The sequence below is a fragment of the Thermosynechococcus vestitus BP-1 genome, from assembly GCF_000011345.1.
GTDB classification, from domain to species: Bacteria; Cyanobacteriota; Cyanobacteriia; order Thermosynechococcales; family Thermosynechococcaceae; genus Thermosynechococcus; species Thermosynechococcus vestitus.
Genome location: NC_004113.1, coordinates 2,067,535 through 2,086,418 on the forward strand (window position 1 = coordinate 2,067,535; position 18,884 = coordinate 2,086,418).

Consider the following 18,884-nt stretch of genomic DNA (forward strand, 5'->3'; position numbering starts at 1 on the left):
GCCTGTGTTGCCTGTCGTTGTTTTACCGGGATATTTAGCGGCTGCCCCTGACTACTACCCATTGCGGGATTATCTGCGGCAGTTGGGGTTTGTGGTGGAGGTGGTCCCCCTCAGGGTACGCTCGTGGTTTCCCACATTGGGAGGGCGATCGGTGGCGCCAATTCTCGAGGCTCTGGATACCACCATTCAGAGTGTTCTCAATGAAACAGGGGCCTCTGCCGTGCATCTCATTGGTCATTCAGCGGGGGGCTGGATTAGCCGCATTTACCTAGGGGATCAACCCTATGATGGCCAAGTTTGGGCGGGGCACCAATGGGTGCAGACGCTAATTACGTTGGGTACTCCCCATCGGAGTCAGGAGCGTTGGACGCGCCGCAATCTGGACTTTGTTAACACGACGTACCCTGGTGCCTATTACGGCCAAATTCGCTATGTGTGTCTTGCGGGCAAAGCCATCTATGGCACATCACGGGGCTCGTTTGCCAATTGGTTTACGTATCAAAGCTATAAACTCACCTGTGGCGAGGGTGCCTGTTGGGGGGATGGGGTGACACCAGTGGCAGCAGCCCACCTCGAAGGGGCAGAGAATCTGGTCTATGAAGATGTACTCCATGCGCCTCGCAGCCGCTTGCGCGATCGCCCCGATGCCCCTTGGTACGGCTCCCCAGAGATTGTTGCTCATTGGCAGCAGTATCTCAAGGCCAGTTAGACAGCACACCGCTCAAATTGCCAGCGGTAAACGGCCAATCCTTTATTGAGGACACATTTTTCCCGTTCCGTCGCGACGGGCCAAGGACTCTGGGGTAACCAATCTGTACAGGTGGAGCGGAAGGCGCCATGGGCACGAAACTGTTGCACCATTGATTCAGCCACTTCAAAAACATCTGACTGAAGGACAACACGTCCACCAGCGGGCAGGAGTTCAGCAAGAGTGGCCACCAGTTCAGGGGTGACAACGCGGCGTTTATGGTGACGGCGCTTGAACCACGGATCTGGAAACTGGATCGTGACGGTGTGCAGGGGGAGGCCACCGAGAATTTTGCTCAAGTGGACATTGGCATTGCCCCAAAGATAGTGGAGGTTCCGCAGTTGCTGGCGATCGCGCCGCTCATTGGCCGCAACAACTAACGGGTAGCGAATTTCCAGACCCAGAAAATTTTGCTCTGGGTAAAGTGCTGCCATTTCTAGCAAGAATGTCCCCCTTGCACAGCCAATATCCAGATGTAAAGGCTGCGAGGGTTGCTCGTAAATCCTTGACCAATCGGGAACAGGAATGTCTTGCTGGAATTTTTGACTGAGAGGGTTAACGTGTTGTCGCACCCGTACGACCATGGCGCGATCGCTCATCCAAAACTCCCTAATGTACTGCTGCTATAGGGTAGCTTATCTCAAGCCACCGACACCCCTGGTCACTGGGGTGGCTTTCATGCTTGCTGCTCATGAGTCCAGTGAGATCACTGGCGCAGAAATCAATTGTGACGGCGGTCTTCTGGCAGCACCCGCAGGGATCCCCTGCCAGTCGATTGCGCGCCACTCTGTTGATGGTCAAAACCGGAGATTAAAAAAAACTGCCCTCAAACACTGAGGACAGTAAAAACCACCTAGGGCAATGGGATCGTCCAGCGGCGGGGTACGACCCCAAACTTATTGGCGGGCGAGTTACTCCTTCAAGAAACCGCTGTAGGCTTCCATGCCATGCTCGCCGATGTCCAAGCCCTTGATTTCCTCTTCTTCGGAAACACGAATGCCAAGGGTTTGTTTTAAGGCCAGCCAAAAGATACTTGTGAGCAGTACAGTAAAGCCACCGATGGTCAAGATACCGATGATCTGGGCAATCAATTGAGTCACCCCGTAGCCGCTGAACAAGCCTAACTCTTTGTCAAACAAGCCAACGGCTAAGGTACCCCAAGTGCCACAGACTAAGTGGACAGAGGTGGCACCGACAGGGTCATCAATTTTGATGCGGTCAAAGAAGAGAACTGAATAGACGACAATCACGCCGCCAATGGTACCAATAATCACGGCACTCCAGTAGGACACACCTGCACAGCCTGCTGTAATGGACACCAGGCCCGCCAGAATACCGTTGATAATCATGGAGAGGTCAGGTTTACCAATGGCTAGCCAAGCGGTAATTGTTGCCGCAACACCACCCGCTGCTGCTGCCAGGTTTGTTGTCACTGCGATGTAGGGTACAGCTTCATCCGCGGCCAGTTGAGAACCAGGGTTAAAACCAAACCAGCCGATCCACAGGATCAAACAGCCCAGCATGGCAAAGCCCATGTTATGACCGGGCAAGGCTTGGGGAGTACCGTCAGCAGCATACTTACCTATCCGTGGCCCCAGGAAAGCAGCTCCCATCAGAGCTGACCAACCGCCCACTGCGTGCACCACCGTTGAACCAGCAAAATCCTTAAAGGCAACATTTTCACCAAGGAAACCAATGCTGCTGAGGAGACCACCCCCCCAAACCCAGTGACCCGTAATCGGGTAAGAGATACCAGTGAGCAGCAGGCTGAAAATCAAAAAGTCAACAAACTTGATCCGCTCGGCCACTGCCCCAGAAACAATGGTGGCTGCCGTTCCTGCAAAGGCAGCTTGGAACAGAAATGCGACAGAGATGGGTAAACCCTTCGGAAAGGGATTAAGGCCGTAGGTTGCAGGGTCTTCACTACTGAGGAAAAAGCCCCCCCAGCCGATAAAAGCATTACCCTCAGTACCAAACATGAAGGAGTACCCGATCGCCCAGTAGGCAAGGGTGGCCAAGGCAAAAACAATTAAGTTTTTAGCAAGAATGTTGACAGCATTTTTCTGGCGGCAGAAGCCAGTTTCCAACATGCCAAAGCCGGCATTCATGAAAATCACGAGAATTGCTGCCACCAATACCCAAATCGTATTGAGCACGCCTTGAACATCTTCAGGGGTGAGGGGTTTATCCTGGGCCTGAGCAGCCACTCCCCAAACAGCCACAATGATTAAAGCTAGGGGAATGCAGGCGACAAGAGCAGGCGATCGCCAACGGAAATTGGGCTGCCAGTCGAGGTTGAGTAACGGGCGCTTTTGCCGTCTAGCACGTTTCAGTTTTAACTTGGACATCGCTTTCATTCTCAACGGTTATAACGGTTATGGACTAGAGTTGCGCATGAGTTCAGCGGAGGAGAAATCGCAGTTGGGGCACCATTGCGCCAGAACGTCATCTGGCTGCTGTTGGGCTTGAGCTAAGGGAAGCATTGACCCACGGTTAGTTTTTGATTGCACCAGTTCTCAGATTGGAAAATCTGTATCACGTTATACATTTACCTTGATGACCAAAACCGCCTATCCTTAGGAAAGGCAAATCCCACGAAGTTTGCAGCTAACGTTCCTGATAGGTGTGAATGGATACGATCTGGGAGTTGGATTTTTATTCCCGTCCCCTTGTGGATGAAAACAACAAGAAAATCTGGGAGCTGCTGGTTTGCGATCGCCAGCAACAATTTCAGTTCAGCAAAACCTGTGCAGGCGCTGAAGCCAATGCCCGCTGGTTAGCGGCGGCGCTTGAGGAAGCCATGGATCAATGGCGACAGCAACTGGGCCTGGCAGAGGGGGTTCAACCCCAGCGAGTGCGTTTTTTTCGCCGAGCCATGAGCAGCATTATTACGCGGGGGGGAGAAGCCGCAGGATTAGTGATGGTGCCGAGTCGGCGCACGTTTGCCCTCTATGATTGGCTGCGCGATCGTGCCACAAACTTCTATCCAACCCTACCCAACTACCAAGCCGATCTGGCAACGCCACCGCAGTTACCTCCCCCTGCACCTCAGCCTTTACCACCGGCTCTGCAGGGCGATCGCTGGCAATTGAGTGGTCTCCCTCTTGGGGAAATTAAAACCGCTGCTGAATGGGAACTGCCCTTTGGTGAGGTACCACCACTGCCCTTTTTGACCCTCAACGACGATACGCTTCTGCCGGGGTTAATTATCTATTCGCAGCGGGCACTGCCCTTGGCGGGTTGGCTATCGGGGCTAGAGCCCGCCTCTCTCAGTTTTGAGGAGACACCGCAGCCCTTGCTGATTTTGGAAACGGGGGCCAGCGATCGCTGGATTCTCATTAGAGGCCGCAATCCTCAGATTCAGAAGGAACTGGCGGCCTTTAAGGACGCCTGCACCCAAAGCCAAGGGCTGCACTTTATCGCAGTGAAGGAACAACCGACACAGGAGACCCTGCAGGGCTTTTGGTTGCTGCAGCAAACCCCTGAACTTTGACTAGAGGAGCTTCTCGAGGCCATAGATCAAACGTTTGAGTTGCCTGACCTTGCGAATGGCAAGCAGTACCCCCGGCATATAGCACTGGCGATCGCTCGTGTCATGGCGTAGGGTATAAATTTGCCCCGGTGCCCCAAAAATCACCTCCTGATGGGCAATTAATCCCGGCAGGCGAACACTGTGGATGCGAATCTCAGCCGCAGCAAAGGCGCCCCGCGCCCCCCTAAGATGTTCCGATTCCTGCACTTGGGGCGGGTTAAAGGTTTTGCCCAATTCAGCTAAACGCTGTGCGGTTTGCAGGGCAGTACCACTGGGGGCATCGGCTTTTTGATTGTGGTGGAGTTCAATGATCTCGACATGGTCAAAGTATTGGCTGGCGCGGATGGCCGCCTCCTGAAGCAGCACCATGCCAATGGAAAAGTTGGGAGCAATCACAGCTCCCATATCGGCTTTATCGGCAAACTCGGCCAGTTCCTCAATTTGTTCAGGACTCAGACCGGTTGTGCCCACCACCGGATACACCCCGTAGGCGATCGCCATGCGCACATTCTCATACACTGCTTGGGGATGGGTGAAGTCCACCATGACCACGGGTTGTTTTTCTTGGGCAGCCGCCACACACACCTCTTGCAAGCTGCCACTAATGGGAATTTCTAATGTCCCTAGCCCCAAAGCTTCGCCAATATCTTCTCCCACCTGCTTGCGATCAACGGCGGCATAAAGCGCTGTGTCGGGTGCCTGGTGTACAGCCTTAACGACTTCACGCCCCATCTTACCGAGGGCACCAACAACAATCACTGAGATAGGTGTACTCATGCACAACTCCGACACAGACCACAGGCTAGGATAGCGCGATCGCTTAGCGATACAATAACCCAGAGGTGAAGATTTGTCCTGAAAAGCCAATGTTAGTTTTTTCTTTTCCTGAGTTGGTTGAGCGCTGTCAAACTTGGACACCCAAGCGGCCTGGCTATGCCGTTTGTCCCTTGGATCACCATAACCCTGAACTGGCCTCTAGCCTCTACCGTATCGAACCAGGACAAGCCAATTATCCCCACTATCACCATCGGGGCGATGATATTTTCCTGATTGTCTCGGGTGTGGGTGAGCTCATTACCTGCCCCATGACGCCGCCTGCTAACTCGGTGGCTGCAACAGCGCTAAGACGCACTCCCGTAGAAACTGGCTCCTATGTCCATGTGGATGCCCAATGTCTGCATTGGCTGCGGAATTTATCCCCTGATCAGCCCTTGTATTACCTAAACATTGCACCACTGTCCCACGAGAGCGATCGTGTCGATGTAACCATTGAGGGCTGGAACGAAAAAAGTACTTAGGTCGTGGTACTCACGAGTGCTTATTCCTTCCTAAACTTACTGGCTGCTTCCTCAAAGGCTTTGCTCAACTCCCCCCGCGCGCTCTGAAACCCTGCTTTGATGGACTCCCAGGCATCATCTACCGTTGCTTTGAGGGCAGCCAATGGTTGAGTGACGTCATCGCCTCTGGCCTTCAGGGCTTGAATTTTGGCTTCAATATCTGCCTTGATATCTTCACCAGCTTAATCTGTCCTTGCCTTGAGTTGGTCAAGCGATCGAACATACAACTATCCTGCCGTTTTCAAGATAAATACCTATCATTGCCCAAGAATTGCCAGATGAATGACAATCCAAGGAGGTCATATTTCGTAGAATGGGGTCAAGGGAATGGAGAGATTTTGTAAAAGTTGCTTTCATTTCTACACAAAAATAAACTAAAAATCGAAGTAATAATTAAGAAACATATCCAATCATTTTATTGTGTTTAGTGTGTCCAGGGATACAGTCAAAGAACTAAAGAGAAATCTATATTTTTGATTGGAGATTCAGGGGGATAGTCTGTATGAACAGCCCGTTTCTACCCTAGAGGGTTATCAGTGAGCCAGTTTCACACTTCCTGGCTTCATTAACAGCTTTGACTCCCGTATTGAAGTAATGCGAAATAGGGTATACGTGAGCCAGGATTTCAGGAGTGTGGCGTGGGGAAAAGTATTTTAAGTATCTAAGGCAGAGCCCTAGGTCAGCAGCACTTGTATTTTTCAGGGGGGAATCTTTAATCATTTCTGAAATTCTGAGCTTTTTGGGGATTTTTTTTGTTAGCTTGTAGGAGCAAGCGCCTGACTGAATTCTCATCAATAAATCAAATGATCAGTCAATTCACCTGATCTACTCACTCAATTCATTCAGTGGTCATTCAGTCTTTCGAGGTAAAGAAGATGACAATTGAGCCAATCAATTTTATGGCAACAATGGTACGACGAGTCCAGTTGACCGATGAAGACAAATCGCTGTTAGCTGAAGCCGCCCCTTGGGGGAAAGAAATTGCTCCGCAAATGGCGGATACTTTTTATGACTATCTAGGCCGTGATGAAGAAATGAACGCTATCCTCAATGCCACGGAGGGGCGAATCCATCGTCTGCATCAAACCTTTGTCGACTGGTTTTATGAAATGTTCACAGGAATGGATAGTTGGGGCAAAGCCTATGCTGAGCGACGCTGGAAAATTGGTCTTGTCCATGTGCGCATTGGAATTGGCCCGCAGCACGTCGTGCCTGCAATGGCAGTTGTCGTGAATGCCGTACGCCAAAAATTAAGGGAAGCCAACAAATCCGAAGCCCTCAGTGACGCCCTTGGCAAAATTTGCATGATTGATCTTGCCTTTATTGAGCAGGCCTACTTTGAAGTTTCTTCCCAAGCAGTCCTCAAAGAAACCGGTTGGACACAGGCACTGTTTCAGCGTCTGATTGCCACGGGTGCTGCTGCTATGTAGGTCTCCCATCAAGGGGAGCTAAGTGTTCAAAAGTCTGCACGAGTATTTAAAGAATTTAAAGAGGATTCAACCATGCCGATTAACGCTGCAAAACTGGAAGCCACACTGCAACACTTTGTTGCCAATGCCAGTAATGTCCAAGGGGCAGCCCTTGTATCTCCTGATGGTCTGACGCTGGCCGCAACTCTGCCGGGGGGAATGGACGATGAACGGGTGGCTGCAATGTCAGCCGCAATGCTGTCCTTAGGGGAGCGGATTGGCCGAGAACTGAGTCGTGGCCAAGTGGAACGAATTTTGGTTGAGGGAAGCAATGGCTATGGCATTCTCACTAGTTGTACTGAAGATGCAGTCTTTCTGGTGCTAGCGGATGCCTCTGCCAAGTTAGGAATTATCAACCTTGAAATTAAAAATGTGTTGGCCGACCTGCAAAGCCAACTCACCGGTGTGAGTCAGCCCCTAAATGTTTAACCCCTAAAGATTCCCTAAACTCAGGTGCTCACCCATGGAAATTATGCGTATTGTCATCACAGGACCAGTGGGAGCAGGGAAATCTACCTTCATCCGCACCATTAGCGAAATTGAACCAGTGGATACGGACCGCAAGGCAACGGATGAAACTGCTGCTTTCAAAGAAAGGACAACGGTGGCGATGGATTTTGGGCGGCTTCAGTTTGGCCCCAATGTTGCCCTGCATCTGTATGGCACCCCCGGCCAAGAACGCTTTGACTTTATGTGGGATATTCTCATTCGCAAAGCCCATGCTTTCATCCTGCTGGTGAGTTCTCACCGCCCTCAAGATTTTCGAGCAGCACGGCGGATTTTGGCCTTTATGCGCCATCGCACAAAGATTCCCATGCTAGTGGGTCTGAGCCATGCGGATAACCCGAATGCTTGGCCTGCTGAAGAGATCGCGATCGCCCTTGGCTACCTAAGTCCCCACGGTCGCCCACCGATGCTGCCGGTCAACGCCTTGGATCGGTCTTCCGTTGCTGCTGCCATGATGGCACTCATTCAAGCCTATGCCAGTGCCCAGTCCTCGCAATCAAACCACAGGGCACTTACCACTTAGAAAATCACTCATTAGGGGGAATGTATGAAAATTACAGGTTATCTATCGGAATTTTCCTTGGGGGAAATTTTCCGTTTTCTGGAGCAAGGGCAAAAAACAGGCTGCCTCTCGATTAAGCCAGTGGAAATGGCAGGGATGATGCCACTCATCCCCCTGGCGCAGGAGTACTATATTTTCTTTCGCTTAGGTCAGATTGTGGCAGCAACAACAAGCTTAGATCATCAAGGACTGCAACGGCTGATTGAGCAGCGGGGATGGCTCCGCCCCACCACGATCCAACGCCTCCTGCCCTTTTGCTCCCTCACGGGTTCCCTTGGCCTCTGCCTAAAAACACAGGGTGCCCTTGACCCCGAACAGCTTCAATTATTGTTTAAGCAGCAGGTCCTGACACCAATTCCTCACCTCTTTAGTCTCAATGAGGGCTGGTTCAAGTTTGATGCCAACCATCCGCTGCCCTTTCACGAAATGACGGGACTCAGTGCCTCACCGATGGACATTTCCTTAGCGGGTCTACGACTCCTGCGGGATTGGACAGCCTTGATGGACAAGCTGCCCTTGCCCAGTTCAGCGATCGCCAGCACAATTGAGGGTCAGCCCCCCTACCGTCTAAATCGCCATGAGTGGCAAGTGTGGGAGTACGCCAATGGCACAATGACACTTCAGGAAATTAGCGATGCTTTGAGCTTGCCAATTCTGGAGATCCAGAAAATCTGCTTCCGCTTGATGGTGGTGGGCATTGCCGAGGAGATTGCGGGCATTAGTGTCCCTTCTGCTAGTGCTACTGAGCCTGAACCCATTGAAACAGCAGAAATCAGCACCTCCTTTTTGGAGGGACTCTTTACATTCCTAAAAACGAAAACCCAAGCGAACGCTTCCTAGGGAGGCAAAGGGAATGCTACAGCGCTTTGAATGGACGGATCGCCTGAGTACTGGCGTGCCGATGGTTGACATTCAGCACAAGGAGCTAGTGACCGCAATTAATGATCTTGCCGATGCCATTGAACAGGGGCGGGGTGCTTCTCGTATTAAACAGCTCATTGTGTTTATGAAATACTACGCTGAGTGGCACTTTGAGAACGAGGAAAGCTGTGCCAACAAATATCGGTGTCCTCTCGCAGAGGTCAACCATCGTGCCCATCAACAATTCATCCAGCTTTTTGAGGAGCTTCAGCAGCAGTATCGCCACAGTCAAGCGGATGAGTCGGTTGCCGTGATGATCCATGGTAAATTAGCGGATTGGTTGGTCAACCACATCATGAAAATCGATAAGGAGATTGGCCAGCACATTTGTGCCCACCGCTAGTCCAAGAATCAATGGGTAAAAAGCACGTCATTGTCAAACCCAATGCACGGCAGGCTTCTGTCTCTATCACCCCTGCAGGTCAACTTCTGGTTACAGTCCGTGCCCCTGCCAGTGATGGTCAAGCCAATCAGGAACTTATTGCTCTCTTGGCAGCGTATTTTGGGGTACCCAAGTCGCGTATTCAGTTGGTTAAGGGTCACACGAGTCGCCATAAGGTGATTGAACTGCTGGATTAAGGCCATCTAGACTAATAACAACCTGTGATCCAATGGTTGTTTTATGCCGTCTGATGTCACTCCTGCAAAATCCTTTGTTCTCAGGGGTGCCCGCCCCCATTACAGTCCCGATCGCCCCGGACAGGTGGAACACATTTTTCTGGATTTGACGCTGGATTTAGAGGCTCAAACCTGCTGGGGACAGTGCCATATTCACCTGCGCCCGCTGCACTCCCAACTGCGACACTTGCGTCTCAATGCGGTCGGGCAACAGATCAAGGGCGTGACCGTGCAGCACCAAGCGCAACCCTTCCACTACGACGGCGAATTCCTTGAGATTTCCCTCGATGAGAGCCTAGGGATTAGCCCAGAGCAGGTGCTGCTGATTGCCATTGACTATCGCCTTGACAAGCCTCAGCGAGGGTTATACTTTGTCTCCACCCACCCACCCCAAGCCTGGACCCAAGGAGAAGATGAGGACTCCCGCTATTGGTTTCCCTGTTTTGACTATCCCGGTCAACTGGCGACGTCAGAGATCAGAGCCCGAGTGCGCCAGCCCCTCCAGGCCATTTCCAATGGTGAATTGCGTGCCTGTTATAGCGAGGGAGAGTGGCAAGTCTTTCACTGGCACCAGCCCCAAGTTCACCCCACCTACCTGATGACCTTGGCTGTGGGGGATTTTGCCGTTTTTGATGATCAGTGGCAGGGCAAGCCCGTCACCTACTACGTTGCTAAAGATCGGGCGGCCGATGCCCTACGCACCTTGGGCAAAACGCCAAAGATGATTGACTTTTTTAGCCGCATCTATGGCTATCCCTACCCCTACCCAAAATATGCCCAGGTGTGTGTGGCCGATTTTATTTTTGGTGGCATGGAAAACACCTCGACAACGCTGCTCACCGATCGCTGTCTTTTGGATGAGCGGGCGGCGACGGAAGATTTTCGCAGTGAAAGTCTTGTGGCCCATGAGCTGGCACACCAGTGGTTTGGGGATCTGGTGGTGATCAAGCACTGGTCCCATGCCTGGATTAAGGAGGGCATGGCCTCCTATGCCGAGGTGTTGTGGTTTGAAGAGGAATATGGCGCTGATTTTGCCGCCTACTACCGTCTTGGGGAGTTGCGCAGCTACCTCAGTGAGGATAGCGATCGCTACCGCCGCCCGATTGTCACCCACGTCTATCGCGACGCCATTGAACTCTACGATCGCCACCTCTACGAAAAAGGCGCCTGTGTCTATCACATGATCCGCCAAGAACTCGGCGAAGAACTCTTCTGGAAAGCCATTCAAACCTTTGTCCAGACCTACGCCCATCAAACCGTTGAAACGGTGGATCTCCTGCGGGCCATTGAAAGTGCCACCGGACGCAACTTGCTTCCCCTCTTTGACCAATACGTGTTTCGCGGCGGGCATCCCGACTTCCATGTCAGCTATCGCTGGGAGGCTACCGAGCAATTAGCTGTGATTACCGTCAAGCAACAGCAGGTAACCGAAGGCGTTACCCCCCTAGAGCGCAATCTTTTTGACCTGCGGATTCCCATTGGTATCGGTACCGTAGATGAACAGGGCCAGGTTTCAGTGAAGATCATGCCGCTGCGCATTCATGAACCAGAGCACACCTTCTATCTACCGCTGCCAAAGCAACCCAGGTTTGTGAGTTTTGATGCCGGCAACCATACGCTCAAAACCGTTACCCTAGAGTACCCGCTGCCGGAGCTCAAGGCGCAGCTTCAGTACGATCCCGACGTACTTGGACGCATTCAAGCCGCCATTGCCCTTGGCAAGAAAGGCAACCTAGAGGTGGTTCAAACCCTGGCAGAGGCATTCAAAGGCGAACCCTTCTGGGGGGTACGGCGCGAAATTGCCAAAGTCCTAGGCACAATTCAACTGGATCAAAGTTTAGATGCCCTGAAACTGGCGCTTGCGGATCACCATCCCCATGTGCGCGCAGCAGCAGTGGAGGCCATTGCCGGGTTTAAGTCCGCGAAAGCCTACGAACTCCTCAAGCCCATTGCCAAGCATGGCGACCCCAGTTATAGCGTTGAAGCAGCTGCCCTGAAGGGAATTGGTGTCATTGCCGCTGCCAAACCACAACCGAAACCCAAGCCCGAAAAAGTGCTAAAACGGCTGCGCAAAGCCTTGGAAACGCGGCAGGGTTGGAATGAGGTGGTGCGCTGTGGGGCGATCGCCGGCGTGGGCCAACTCAAGGATCTGCCAGAGGCGGTGAATTTGGTTCTCGACTATACTGCGATGGATGTCCCGCAACCCCTGCGTTTGGCAGCCATTCGTACCCTTGGCACCATTGGCGATCGCCACCATCCCCAACTGTCGCAAATTCTGGAACGGCTAGAGCAACTGAGCCACGAGACCTTTTTCTTTACCCAGATGGCCGTTGTCCAAGCCCTGAGTCAAATTGACCATCCACGGGTTTTGGGCCTCCTGCAACAGGTGGGCGATCGCACCACCGATGGCCGCATCAAGCGATTCGTGGATGAAAGCATTGCCAAAGTGCAAAAAGCCATTGGCAGTGATGACCGTCTCAAGACTCTAGAGACCACCCTCAGCGAGTTGCAAAAGGAAAACCAAACCCTGAAAAGCCGCCTTGAAGAATTGGCGGCACGCACTCAGGCGACCAATCAGGAATCAGCCCCCAGTTAGGGCTGTAGCATAGATAGAGCAGCAACTAAAGGAGGTTTGGGTGACCAAAAAACGGGTGCTTTCGGGAGTACAGCCCACAGGTAGCCTGCATTTAGGCAATTACCTCGGCGCCATTCGCAACTGGGTGGCCGGTCAAGCAGAGTATGAAAACTACTTCTGCGTGGTGGATTTACACGCGATTACGGTACCCCACGATCCAGCGGAACTCGCTGCCAATACCTACACAGTGGCTGCTCTGTATTTGGCCTGTGGTATTGATCCTGCCCACGCCACTATTTTTGTGCAATCCCACGTCAGCGCCCATGCCGAACTCACCTGGTTACTCAACTGCATTACCCCCCTCAACTGGCTGGAGGACATGATCCAATTCAAGGAAAAAGCCGTCAAGCAAGGGGAAAATGTGGCAGCAGGACTGCTGGACTATCCTGTGCTCATGGCAGCAGATATTTTGCTCTATGATGCCGATCTCGTGCCCGTGGGCGAAGATCAAAAACAGCACTTGGAGCTGACCCGCGATATTGCTGCCCGTGTGAATTACCTCTTTGCCCGCAATCAGCCGCCAATTTTGAAGCTGCCGGAACCCTTGATTCCTAAGGCAGGGGCACGGGTGATGAGTCTCACCGACGGCACAAAAAAAATGTCGAAGTCCGATCCATCGGAGTTGAGTCGGATTAACCTTTTGGACTCCCCTGATGAGATTCGCAAAAAGATCAAGCGCTGCAAAACAGATCCGATTCGTGGCTTGGCATTTGACGATCCCGATCGCCCCGAAGCCAATAACCTGCTGAGCCTCTATCAAGTGCTCACGGGAAAAACTAAGGAGGCAGTGGCGGCAGAGTGTGCCGATATGGGCTGGGGACAGTTTAAGCCCCTGCTCACGGATGCGGTGATTGCTACCCTTGAACCCATTCAGCAGCGCTACAACGAGATTATGGCAGATCCAAGCTACCTGAAGGATTTGCTCAAAAAAGGCCAAGAGCAGGCAGCGACTGTGGCAAATGCCACGTTAGAGCGGGTGAAACTTGCCTTTGGGTTTACACTCCCATGAGCATAGGCCACAAGCTCAGACAGACTTGGGGGGTATTTTGGCGGCGATCGCGCCTTGTCAATGGCGAGCCCCTCAACTGGGTCAGTCTCACTGTCATTATATTGGTGGATATTTTTATCCTCATTAATGTCTTTAGCGGTCTCAGCGAAATTGGGAATTGGCCCTTAAGTCCCACTGCAGCTCAGCCCTGCTATGAGCCTTGGCAAAGCTATCGTCAGGATAGAGGGAGCGATCGCGCGATTCGTTTTCTCAAGCAGCAGATTACCTTAGAGCCATCGCCCCAGGGCTACCTAGAGCAGCTAGAAGAGAGCACCAAAGGAAAACTGGGGCCCCTCTCATCCATTTGCTTGACCTACGCAAAATATCAGGACGCTGTCAACCGTCCCCCAAATCAGGCCCGACTCAGGCAACAACAGGAAAAACAGGCGCAAATCCAAGCCCTCGAGGCCACCAATGCCCGCATTCGCCAAGAGTATGGCTCAACGCTATTGGAGCAGCTTGCGGGACAACCCCCGGAGCAATCGATCAACTTCGTAGAAGCTGCCAAGGCCAAAGCCACTCTTGAAGCCAACAATCGCCAGATTGCCGCTCTCAAAAATGAGATTGCTGCCCTTGAACAGGCGATTCTCCAGGAACCCAGTAGCCAAGCGTTCCTGAACTTTTTAGAGGACACCACCCAATTTGCCCAGCTTGAGGGCGAGTATCGGCGCTCTCAATTTTGGTACCCCAGCCGGCAATTGCTCCTCCAGGTTCTCTTTTTATTGCCACTGATGGGCATTGCCCTCTGGCTGTATCGCTTTGGCGATCGCCACCACTATGACCTCCTTGCCCTCATGAGCTGGCACCTCCTGGTGATCCTGTTGATTCCCTTGGTGCTGAAGATTCTGGAGTGGTTGCAAATCGGCACCCTCTTTACATGGCTGGCCAATGGGATTGTTGCCCTCTTTGGTGGCCTGCTCTTTTTGGTGAGATATGTCTATATCCTCCTGGTGCCGGCGATTGGGTTGGGTATGATTAAAGTTGCCCAAGTCCTTTTCCTGAACCCGCAGCGACAGGCGGCAGGGCGCATTCAAAAACAACGCTGTGTGCGCTGTGGCAAACGATTGCGGGATTTGGATCAACACTGTCCCCACTGTGGTTATTTGCAGTGGATGCCCTGTCCCAGTTGTGGGCAGCCCACCTACCGCCACTTGCCCTATTGCCGCCACTGTGGTGCCTTGATACCCCCCAAGAGTTAGTCGTCCCTGCAACGGTGGAGCCAGTCGGCACACTGCCGCTATAACCCCTGCAGTATCATATTGGGTCAGCCCTCAGCAGCAAAGGCCTCGGCTTCAATGGGAATCTCTTCAGGGTCATGGCCACTCTTGCGGTAGAGAACCGCCACGATACCGGCGCTGACGCGGATGCCCACGGGCACGCGGGAAGCCAACTCCCCTTGGGCGGCACATCAGGTCTGCACAACATGTCAGTTCTTGGGGCGCAGCGTTTCGCGAAAAATCCGCCAATGGGCAAGGCCATAGGGACGCATCACTGAGCGATCGCGACTCAAACTATAGGAGCCATAGTTATCCTCTTGGCGCTGAGGAATATCGATGGTTGTGCCAGTCTGCAAAATTGTACGCAGCAACTCATAGGCTTCCCGCTCAGCACTGTTTTGTAGCCGAAAAGGGGCAAGATCGCGGTACGGATAATCAACGAGATCAAACAGAGGCTGAATATCCTCGCCAGAACCAGCCATGGGGATCAAATCCCGCTGTGACAGACTGACGGATGGCGAAATCAAAAGGGCGATCGCCAGGGTCAATGTAGATAAAGCAGTGCGACGCGAAAGCTAGCCAGATGATTGTCCCACTAGCCCAACAAGCTAGAACGGGACCGGTTGTTCCCCCAACCGTAGCCTAAGGAGGCATGCGTGACTGGTAACGGTCAGGTATGAAGCCCTCCCGACAATGAAGCCCGAACCGGAAGGTTGGAGCCGAATCCGTGAGGAGGAAGCAACTTCACCAGCGTCAGGTGATAGGGAGCTAGGCTTGAGGGTATGGTGAACGCAAGTGAAGTGACGCTAGAAGCCTCGTTACTCCAAGCAGGCCAAAGATGCTGATAGGCCTGAGCCAAAATGGCAAAGCGGATTGGATTCACTGCTTGCTTTTCAGTGAACGGGGACAGCAACTCCGCCGGGGTATAGTCACCACCTAACCCCTCGTGTCATCTGGTTGGAACGCGGTAAGCCCGTATCTTCGCCTTGAACATTCAAGGCAGGCAAACCGTAAGGAATGCTGATGGGGGTGCGGGTAGAGGAGGTGGGAAAAAGCGAATGCTAGCCTGTAATGGGCTAGATAGGGATTGAGAATGCTGGCAGGACATTCAACATCATCCCACTCGAAAGAGGGCAGACTTCCCGCCGGTCCCCCCTTACGAGAAAGTCTATAGAACCTTCCTAATGGTGACAATGCAAATGGCGGTGATCTTGAGTCACTGGTGCGGTCACCAACCTGCTCAAAAGGTAGAGAGGCTGTAGATGAGTATCGTAAAGGTTGCATGCACAACCGGTTCCTCTTAAATGAGGGGTCCTGGGGGGCTCGAGCCGGATGCGGGGAAACTTGCACGTCCGGTTCCTAGGGGGCTAGGGGGCAGCGATGCCCCCCTGCTACCCGACACCCGAAACCAGGTTCGAATTTGTTTTTTTTAACACAACGATCAGACCCCTACCTTGGGGCAATGCTGCTTCTAAACGAGCAATTTCGATAGCAGTCTAAACGTGTTCTCTATCGCGATTTCGCAGCGATCCCCACCCCTTTTCAAAAGGATGGGATCACAGTCAGAAAACCCCCAAAGCAGCTCCTTGGGAACATGAAGCACCACCGCTGCCCCAGTAGTTTAGAAAAGGTGTGTATAATGAATTTAGAAAAAGCAATAAATAACATTATTTGATAAACTTTTGTAAAGCCTGTTATTTTGAATGTCTTAGGCAATGCTTCACCAATGATTGAGAAACTCCTTGTTTTGTCCGCTGTTGATGACTGCCCTTCAGAATCCCTATCGCCCCTTGAAGTAGTCACAGAAGAGTCTGTGCCAAAATATCCTCAAAAAAAATGCTTATCCCCACTTACCAACCTATTAGTGATCGAAAACATCCCCCAATCGGGTGAAATTTTATATCCACATCTTGCAGAGATTGATTACATTCGCTATCAAGTTCACACCTGTCTGTATTCCCATTTAACCCCCGGTGTCGTTGCTCAGGCTAAACCCAATCTCCTTGTCCTCATTGCCCAGGGGGATGACGTTCTTAAAGCAGTGCAAACCCTCCAGCAACGCTATCCACACTTGCCCCTAATTGTGATTGATCCTAGCGATCGCCCTGATCTAGCTACCCAAGTCCTCCACAGTGGCGCTCAGGATTATTTAACTATTGAAGAACTCACTCCTAACCTGCTGGCGCGCAGCATTCGTCATGCCATCGATCGCCATCAGGTGGAGCAGCAACTGCTGCGGCAAGCCCAATACGATCGGCTACTGGTGCAAATTACTCAGCACATTCACCAATCCCTTGAGCTTTCGACGATTCTCGAAACCACGGTCAAGGATGTGCGAGAACTCCTAGGGTGCGATCGCGTGCTCATTTATCGTTTCCTTGATGATTGGCGCGGCATCATGGATGTTGAAGCGGTCGTTCCTCCTTGGTTGTCGGCTCTTGGGGATGTCGTGGGAGATTCCTGCTTTACGGAACAGTATGTGGAAGCCTACAAGCGAGGTCGCATCCATGTAGTGAACAGCCTAGAGAAAGCCTCAGTTGCCCCCTGCTATCGCGATTTGCTAGCCCACTATCAGGTCAAAGCCAATTTGGTGGTACCCATCGTAGTAGAAGGACGGCTCTGGGGGTTACTCATCTGTCATCAATGTGCCCATCCCCGCAATTGGCAAGACAGTGAAATTGAACTGATTAAGCAAATTTCAACCCAGTTGGCGATCGCCATCCTGCAAGCGGAACTCTATCAAAAAGCTCAAAGGGAAATTCAAGAGCGCAAAGAAGTTGAAGCCCAGCTCCTTTACCAAGCCCGCCACGACCACCTTACCCATTTACCCAATCGCTGGCTCTTTGAGGATCAGGTACGTCTCAGCCTCAACCATGCCGCCGCGCACTCCGACTTTCACTACGCCGTTCTTTGTTTGGATCTGGACCGCTTCAAGACCCTCAATGATAGCCTAGGGCACGCCATTGGCGATTTGTTGTTGCAAGCATTTGCCAAGCGCCTAACTCGTTGTGTCAGTCCTCAAGATGTCGTAGCCCGCTTAGGCAGCGATGAATTTGCCGTGTTGCTCAACGACATTCAGGGCATAGAACAGGCTCAAGCTATTGCCCAAAGACTGCGGGAGCGCCTCAATCACCCCTTTGAAATAGATCACTACACCCTCTACACCACTGTCAGTATTGGCCTAGTGATGGGGGATGCCCACTACAAGAGCACTGAAGAACTGCTGCGGGATGCCGATATGGCCATGTACTACGCCAAAAGCAAAGGGCACAATCGCATTGATATCTTTGACCCCATGATGCTGCAACAGGTGCGCGATCGCCTGCATTTGGAAGTGGAACTGCGGCAAGCCATTGACCAGGGTGACTTTGCCCTATACTACCAGCCGATTATCAATCTCCGTAGCCAATCCCCTAGAGGTTTTGAAGCACTGGTCCGCTGGCAAAAGGAGGATACCCTCATTTCTCCCACAGTGTTTATTCCTGTTGCCGAAGAAACTGGTCTCATTTTTGAACTCTCCCGCTGGGTGCTGCGCAGTGCCTGTGAACAGTTACAACAGTGGCAGAAGCGCTACCCTAAACTGCGCTCCCTTGGCTTTACGGTCAGCATTAATCTATCAGCTAATCAATTTTCTTTGCCTACTCTTGTGGCTGAGATTGAGCAAGCCCTTGAGCACCACCATTTAGCTGGCCAATTTCTAAAGATTGAAATTACTGAGAGTACATTGATGCACCACTTGGACTCGGCCTGCGAAATTCTCACCAAGCTGAAGGCCATGGGGGTGCGTATTAACATTGATGACTTTGGCACTGGCTATTCCTCCCTGAGCTATTTGCGCAATCTTCCCCTCGATGGCATTAAAATTGATCGCTCTTTCATTTCCCAAATGGATCGCAGCCAAGAGGACCTTGAACTGGTGCGCACGATTTTGGTGTTGGCTCGCAATCTCCACCTCGACTGCATTGCCGAAGGCATTGAAAGCACAACTCAACTGCAACTCCTGCGATCGCTGCGCTGTCCCTTTGGGCAAGGCTACCTTTTTGCGCCGCCGCTGACGGCGGACAAAGCCGAGGTGTACCTCCAAAAGCACATCCTCTAAAGTGCTGCCAATCAAACCCCAGCCTACAGATTGGCAACAAATTCACTTGCCATTATTCCCAACACCCCTTAATCAAGTGGGCAAATGATGCCCATAGAGAGGCTTAATTACATTAGCTCAGGTTATAACTTTAATAAAAAACATTGTCTCAGTTTATAGTATAGACCCGTATCTTTTTGATGGGCTGTGAT

18 protein-coding genes are annotated in these 18,884 nt (G+C 52.0%); 13 read left to right on the forward strand and 5 right to left on the reverse strand.

Annotated elements, in window-relative coordinates; translation table 11 throughout:
• The first annotated feature begins 4 nt into the window (after positions 1-4).
• Positions 5-709: an esterase/lipase family protein gene (locus TLL_RS10050; RefSeq protein WP_011057817.1), complete on the forward strand. Its 705-nt coding sequence runs from the start codon at positions 5-7 to the stop codon at positions 707-709.
• Here TLL_RS10050 and trmB read toward each other — a convergent pair.
• Together trmB and TLL_RS10060 are read right to left on the reverse strand one after the other, a co-directional pair.
• Positions 706-1,347, reverse strand: coding sequence for a tRNA (guanosine(46)-N7)-methyltransferase TrmB (gene trmB / locus TLL_RS10055; protein ID WP_011057818.1), 642 nt, complete (start codon positions 1,345-1,347; stop codon positions 706-708). The genes TLL_RS10050 and trmB overlap by 4 nt on opposite strands.
• A gap of 312 nt (positions 1,348-1,659) precedes the next feature.
• Positions 1,660-3,081, reverse strand: a complete 1,422-nt coding sequence (locus TLL_RS10060; RefSeq protein WP_407635183.1) for an ammonium transporter — start codon at positions 3,079-3,081, stop codon at positions 1,660-1,662.
• Positions 3,082-3,377: 296 nt separating this feature from the next.
• Here TLL_RS10060 and TLL_RS10065 point away from each other — a divergent pair, with 296 nt between their 5' ends.
• A complete protein-coding gene (locus tag TLL_RS10065) occupies positions 3,378-4,241 on the forward strand; it encodes a Tab2/Atab2 family RNA-binding protein (protein WP_011057821.1) in 864 nt (287 codons plus the stop codon).
• On the opposite strand, the gene dapB is transcribed toward TLL_RS10065, so the two are convergent.
• Complete coding sequence (gene dapB, locus TLL_RS10070; RefSeq protein WP_164920961.1) at positions 4,242-5,057, reverse strand: 4-hydroxy-tetrahydrodipicolinate reductase; 816 nt, start codon at positions 5,055-5,057, stop codon at positions 4,242-4,244.
• Between the two features lie 89 nt (positions 5,058-5,146).
• Here dapB and TLL_RS10075 point away from each other — a divergent pair, with 89 nt between their 5' ends.
• The 10 genes from TLL_RS10075 (at position 5,147) to TLL_RS10120 (ending at position 14,576) form a co-directional block, all read left to right on the forward strand.
• On the forward strand, positions 5,147-5,578 hold the full coding sequence (locus TLL_RS10075) for a cupin domain-containing protein (protein ID WP_164920962.1): 432 nt from the start codon (positions 5,147-5,149) through the stop codon (positions 5,576-5,578).
• Between the two features lie 914 nt (positions 5,579-6,492).
• Entirely contained in the window at positions 6,493-7,047 is a 555-nt protein-coding gene (locus tag TLL_RS10080; protein WP_164920963.1) for a protoglobin domain-containing protein, read from the forward strand.
• Positions 7,048-7,119: 72 nt separating this feature from the next.
• On the forward strand, positions 7,120-7,515 hold the full coding sequence (locus TLL_RS10085) for a roadblock/LC7 domain-containing protein (RefSeq protein WP_011057825.1): 396 nt from the start codon (positions 7,120-7,122) through the stop codon (positions 7,513-7,515).
• A 34-nt stretch (positions 7,516-7,549) separates the two neighbouring features.
• A complete protein-coding gene (locus TLL_RS10090; RefSeq protein ID WP_011057826.1) occupies positions 7,550-8,116 on the forward strand; it encodes a GTP-binding protein in 567 nt (188 codons plus the stop codon).
• Positions 8,117-8,140: 24 nt separating this feature from the next.
• Positions 8,141-8,995: a DUF4388 domain-containing protein gene (locus TLL_RS10095; RefSeq protein ID WP_011057827.1), complete on the forward strand. Its 855-nt coding sequence runs from the start codon at positions 8,141-8,143 to the stop codon at positions 8,993-8,995.
• A gap of 13 nt (positions 8,996-9,008) precedes the next feature.
• Positions 9,009-9,419, forward strand: coding sequence for a hemerythrin family protein (locus TLL_RS10100; protein ID WP_011057828.1), 411 nt, complete (start codon positions 9,009-9,011; stop codon positions 9,417-9,419).
• 11 nt (positions 9,420-9,430) lie between these two features.
• Positions 9,431-9,655, forward strand: a complete 225-nt coding sequence (locus TLL_RS10105; RefSeq protein WP_011057829.1) for a DUF167 domain-containing protein — start codon at positions 9,431-9,433, stop codon at positions 9,653-9,655.
• A gap of 43 nt (positions 9,656-9,698) precedes the next feature.
• Positions 9,699-12,290, forward strand: coding sequence for a M1 family metallopeptidase (locus TLL_RS10110; RefSeq protein WP_011057830.1), 2,592 nt, complete (start codon positions 9,699-9,701; stop codon positions 12,288-12,290).
• Between the two features lie 40 nt (positions 12,291-12,330).
• Positions 12,331-13,338, forward strand: a complete 1,008-nt coding sequence (gene trpS / locus TLL_RS10115) for a tryptophan--tRNA ligase (RefSeq protein WP_011057831.1) — start codon at positions 12,331-12,333, stop codon at positions 13,336-13,338.
• The gene (locus tag TLL_RS10120) at positions 13,335-14,576 is read left to right on the forward strand and encodes a zinc ribbon domain-containing protein (protein ID WP_011057832.1); all 1,242 of its coding nucleotides are present in this window, start codon (positions 13,335-13,337) and stop codon (positions 14,574-14,576) included. The genes trpS and TLL_RS10120 overlap by 4 nt, the downstream gene beginning before the upstream one ends.
• 65 nt (positions 14,577-14,641) lie before the next feature.
• Here TLL_RS10120 and TLL_RS13085 read toward each other — a convergent pair whose 3' ends face one another.
• Entirely contained in the window at positions 14,642-14,767 is a 126-nt protein-coding gene (locus TLL_RS13085) for a hypothetical protein (RefSeq protein ID WP_269441364.1), read from the reverse strand.
• Between the two features lie 36 nt (positions 14,768-14,803).
• Positions 14,804-15,076: a hypothetical protein gene (locus TLL_RS10125; protein WP_011057833.1), complete on the reverse strand. Its 273-nt coding sequence runs from the start codon at positions 15,074-15,076 to the stop codon at positions 14,804-14,806.
• A gap of 1,382 nt (positions 15,077-16,458) precedes the next feature.
• On the opposite strand from TLL_RS10125, the gene TLL_RS10130 reads away from it, so the two are divergent.
• Complete coding sequence (locus TLL_RS10130) at positions 16,459-18,693, forward strand: putative bifunctional diguanylate cyclase/phosphodiesterase (protein ID WP_164920964.1); 2,235 nt, start codon at positions 16,459-16,461, stop codon at positions 18,691-18,693.
• Positions 18,694-18,884 lie beyond the last annotated feature (191 nt).

Excerpts from the sequence above, each read along its gene's own strand:
- trmB (WP_011057818.1), bottom strand. The coding sequence starts at position 1,347 with ATGAGCGATCGCGCCATGGTCGTACGGGTGCGACAACACGTTAACCCT.
- TLL_RS10065 (WP_011057821.1), top strand. The coding sequence starts at position 3,378 with ATGGATACGATCTGGGAGTTGGATTTTTATTCCCGTCCCCTTGTGGAT.
- dapB (WP_164920961.1), bottom strand. The coding sequence starts at position 5,057 with ATGAGTACACCTATCTCAGTGATTGTTGTTGGTGCCCTCGGTAAGATG.
- TLL_RS10075 (WP_164920962.1), top strand. The coding sequence starts at position 5,147 with ATGTTAGTTTTTTCTTTTCCTGAGTTGGTTGAGCGCTGTCAAACTTGG.
- TLL_RS10080 (WP_164920963.1), top strand. The coding sequence starts at position 6,493 with ATGACAATTGAGCCAATCAATTTTATGGCAACAATGGTACGACGAGTC.
- TLL_RS10085 (WP_011057825.1), top strand. The coding sequence starts at position 7,120 with ATGCCGATTAACGCTGCAAAACTGGAAGCCACACTGCAACACTTTGTT.
- TLL_RS10090 (WP_011057826.1), top strand. The coding sequence starts at position 7,550 with ATGGAAATTATGCGTATTGTCATCACAGGACCAGTGGGAGCAGGGAAA.
- TLL_RS10095 (WP_011057827.1), top strand. The coding sequence starts at position 8,141 with ATGAAAATTACAGGTTATCTATCGGAATTTTCCTTGGGGGAAATTTTC.
- TLL_RS10100 (WP_011057828.1), top strand. The coding sequence starts at position 9,009 with ATGCTACAGCGCTTTGAATGGACGGATCGCCTGAGTACTGGCGTGCCG.
- TLL_RS10105 (WP_011057829.1), top strand. The coding sequence starts at position 9,431 with ATGGGTAAAAAGCACGTCATTGTCAAACCCAATGCACGGCAGGCTTCT.
- TLL_RS10110 (WP_011057830.1), top strand. The coding sequence starts at position 9,699 with ATGCCGTCTGATGTCACTCCTGCAAAATCCTTTGTTCTCAGGGGTGCC.
- TLL_RS10120 (WP_011057832.1), top strand. The coding sequence starts at position 13,335 with ATGAGCATAGGCCACAAGCTCAGACAGACTTGGGGGGTATTTTGGCGG.
- TLL_RS10125 (WP_011057833.1), bottom strand. The coding sequence starts at position 15,076 with ATGGCTGGTTCTGGCGAGGATATTCAGCCTCTGTTTGATCTCGTTGAT.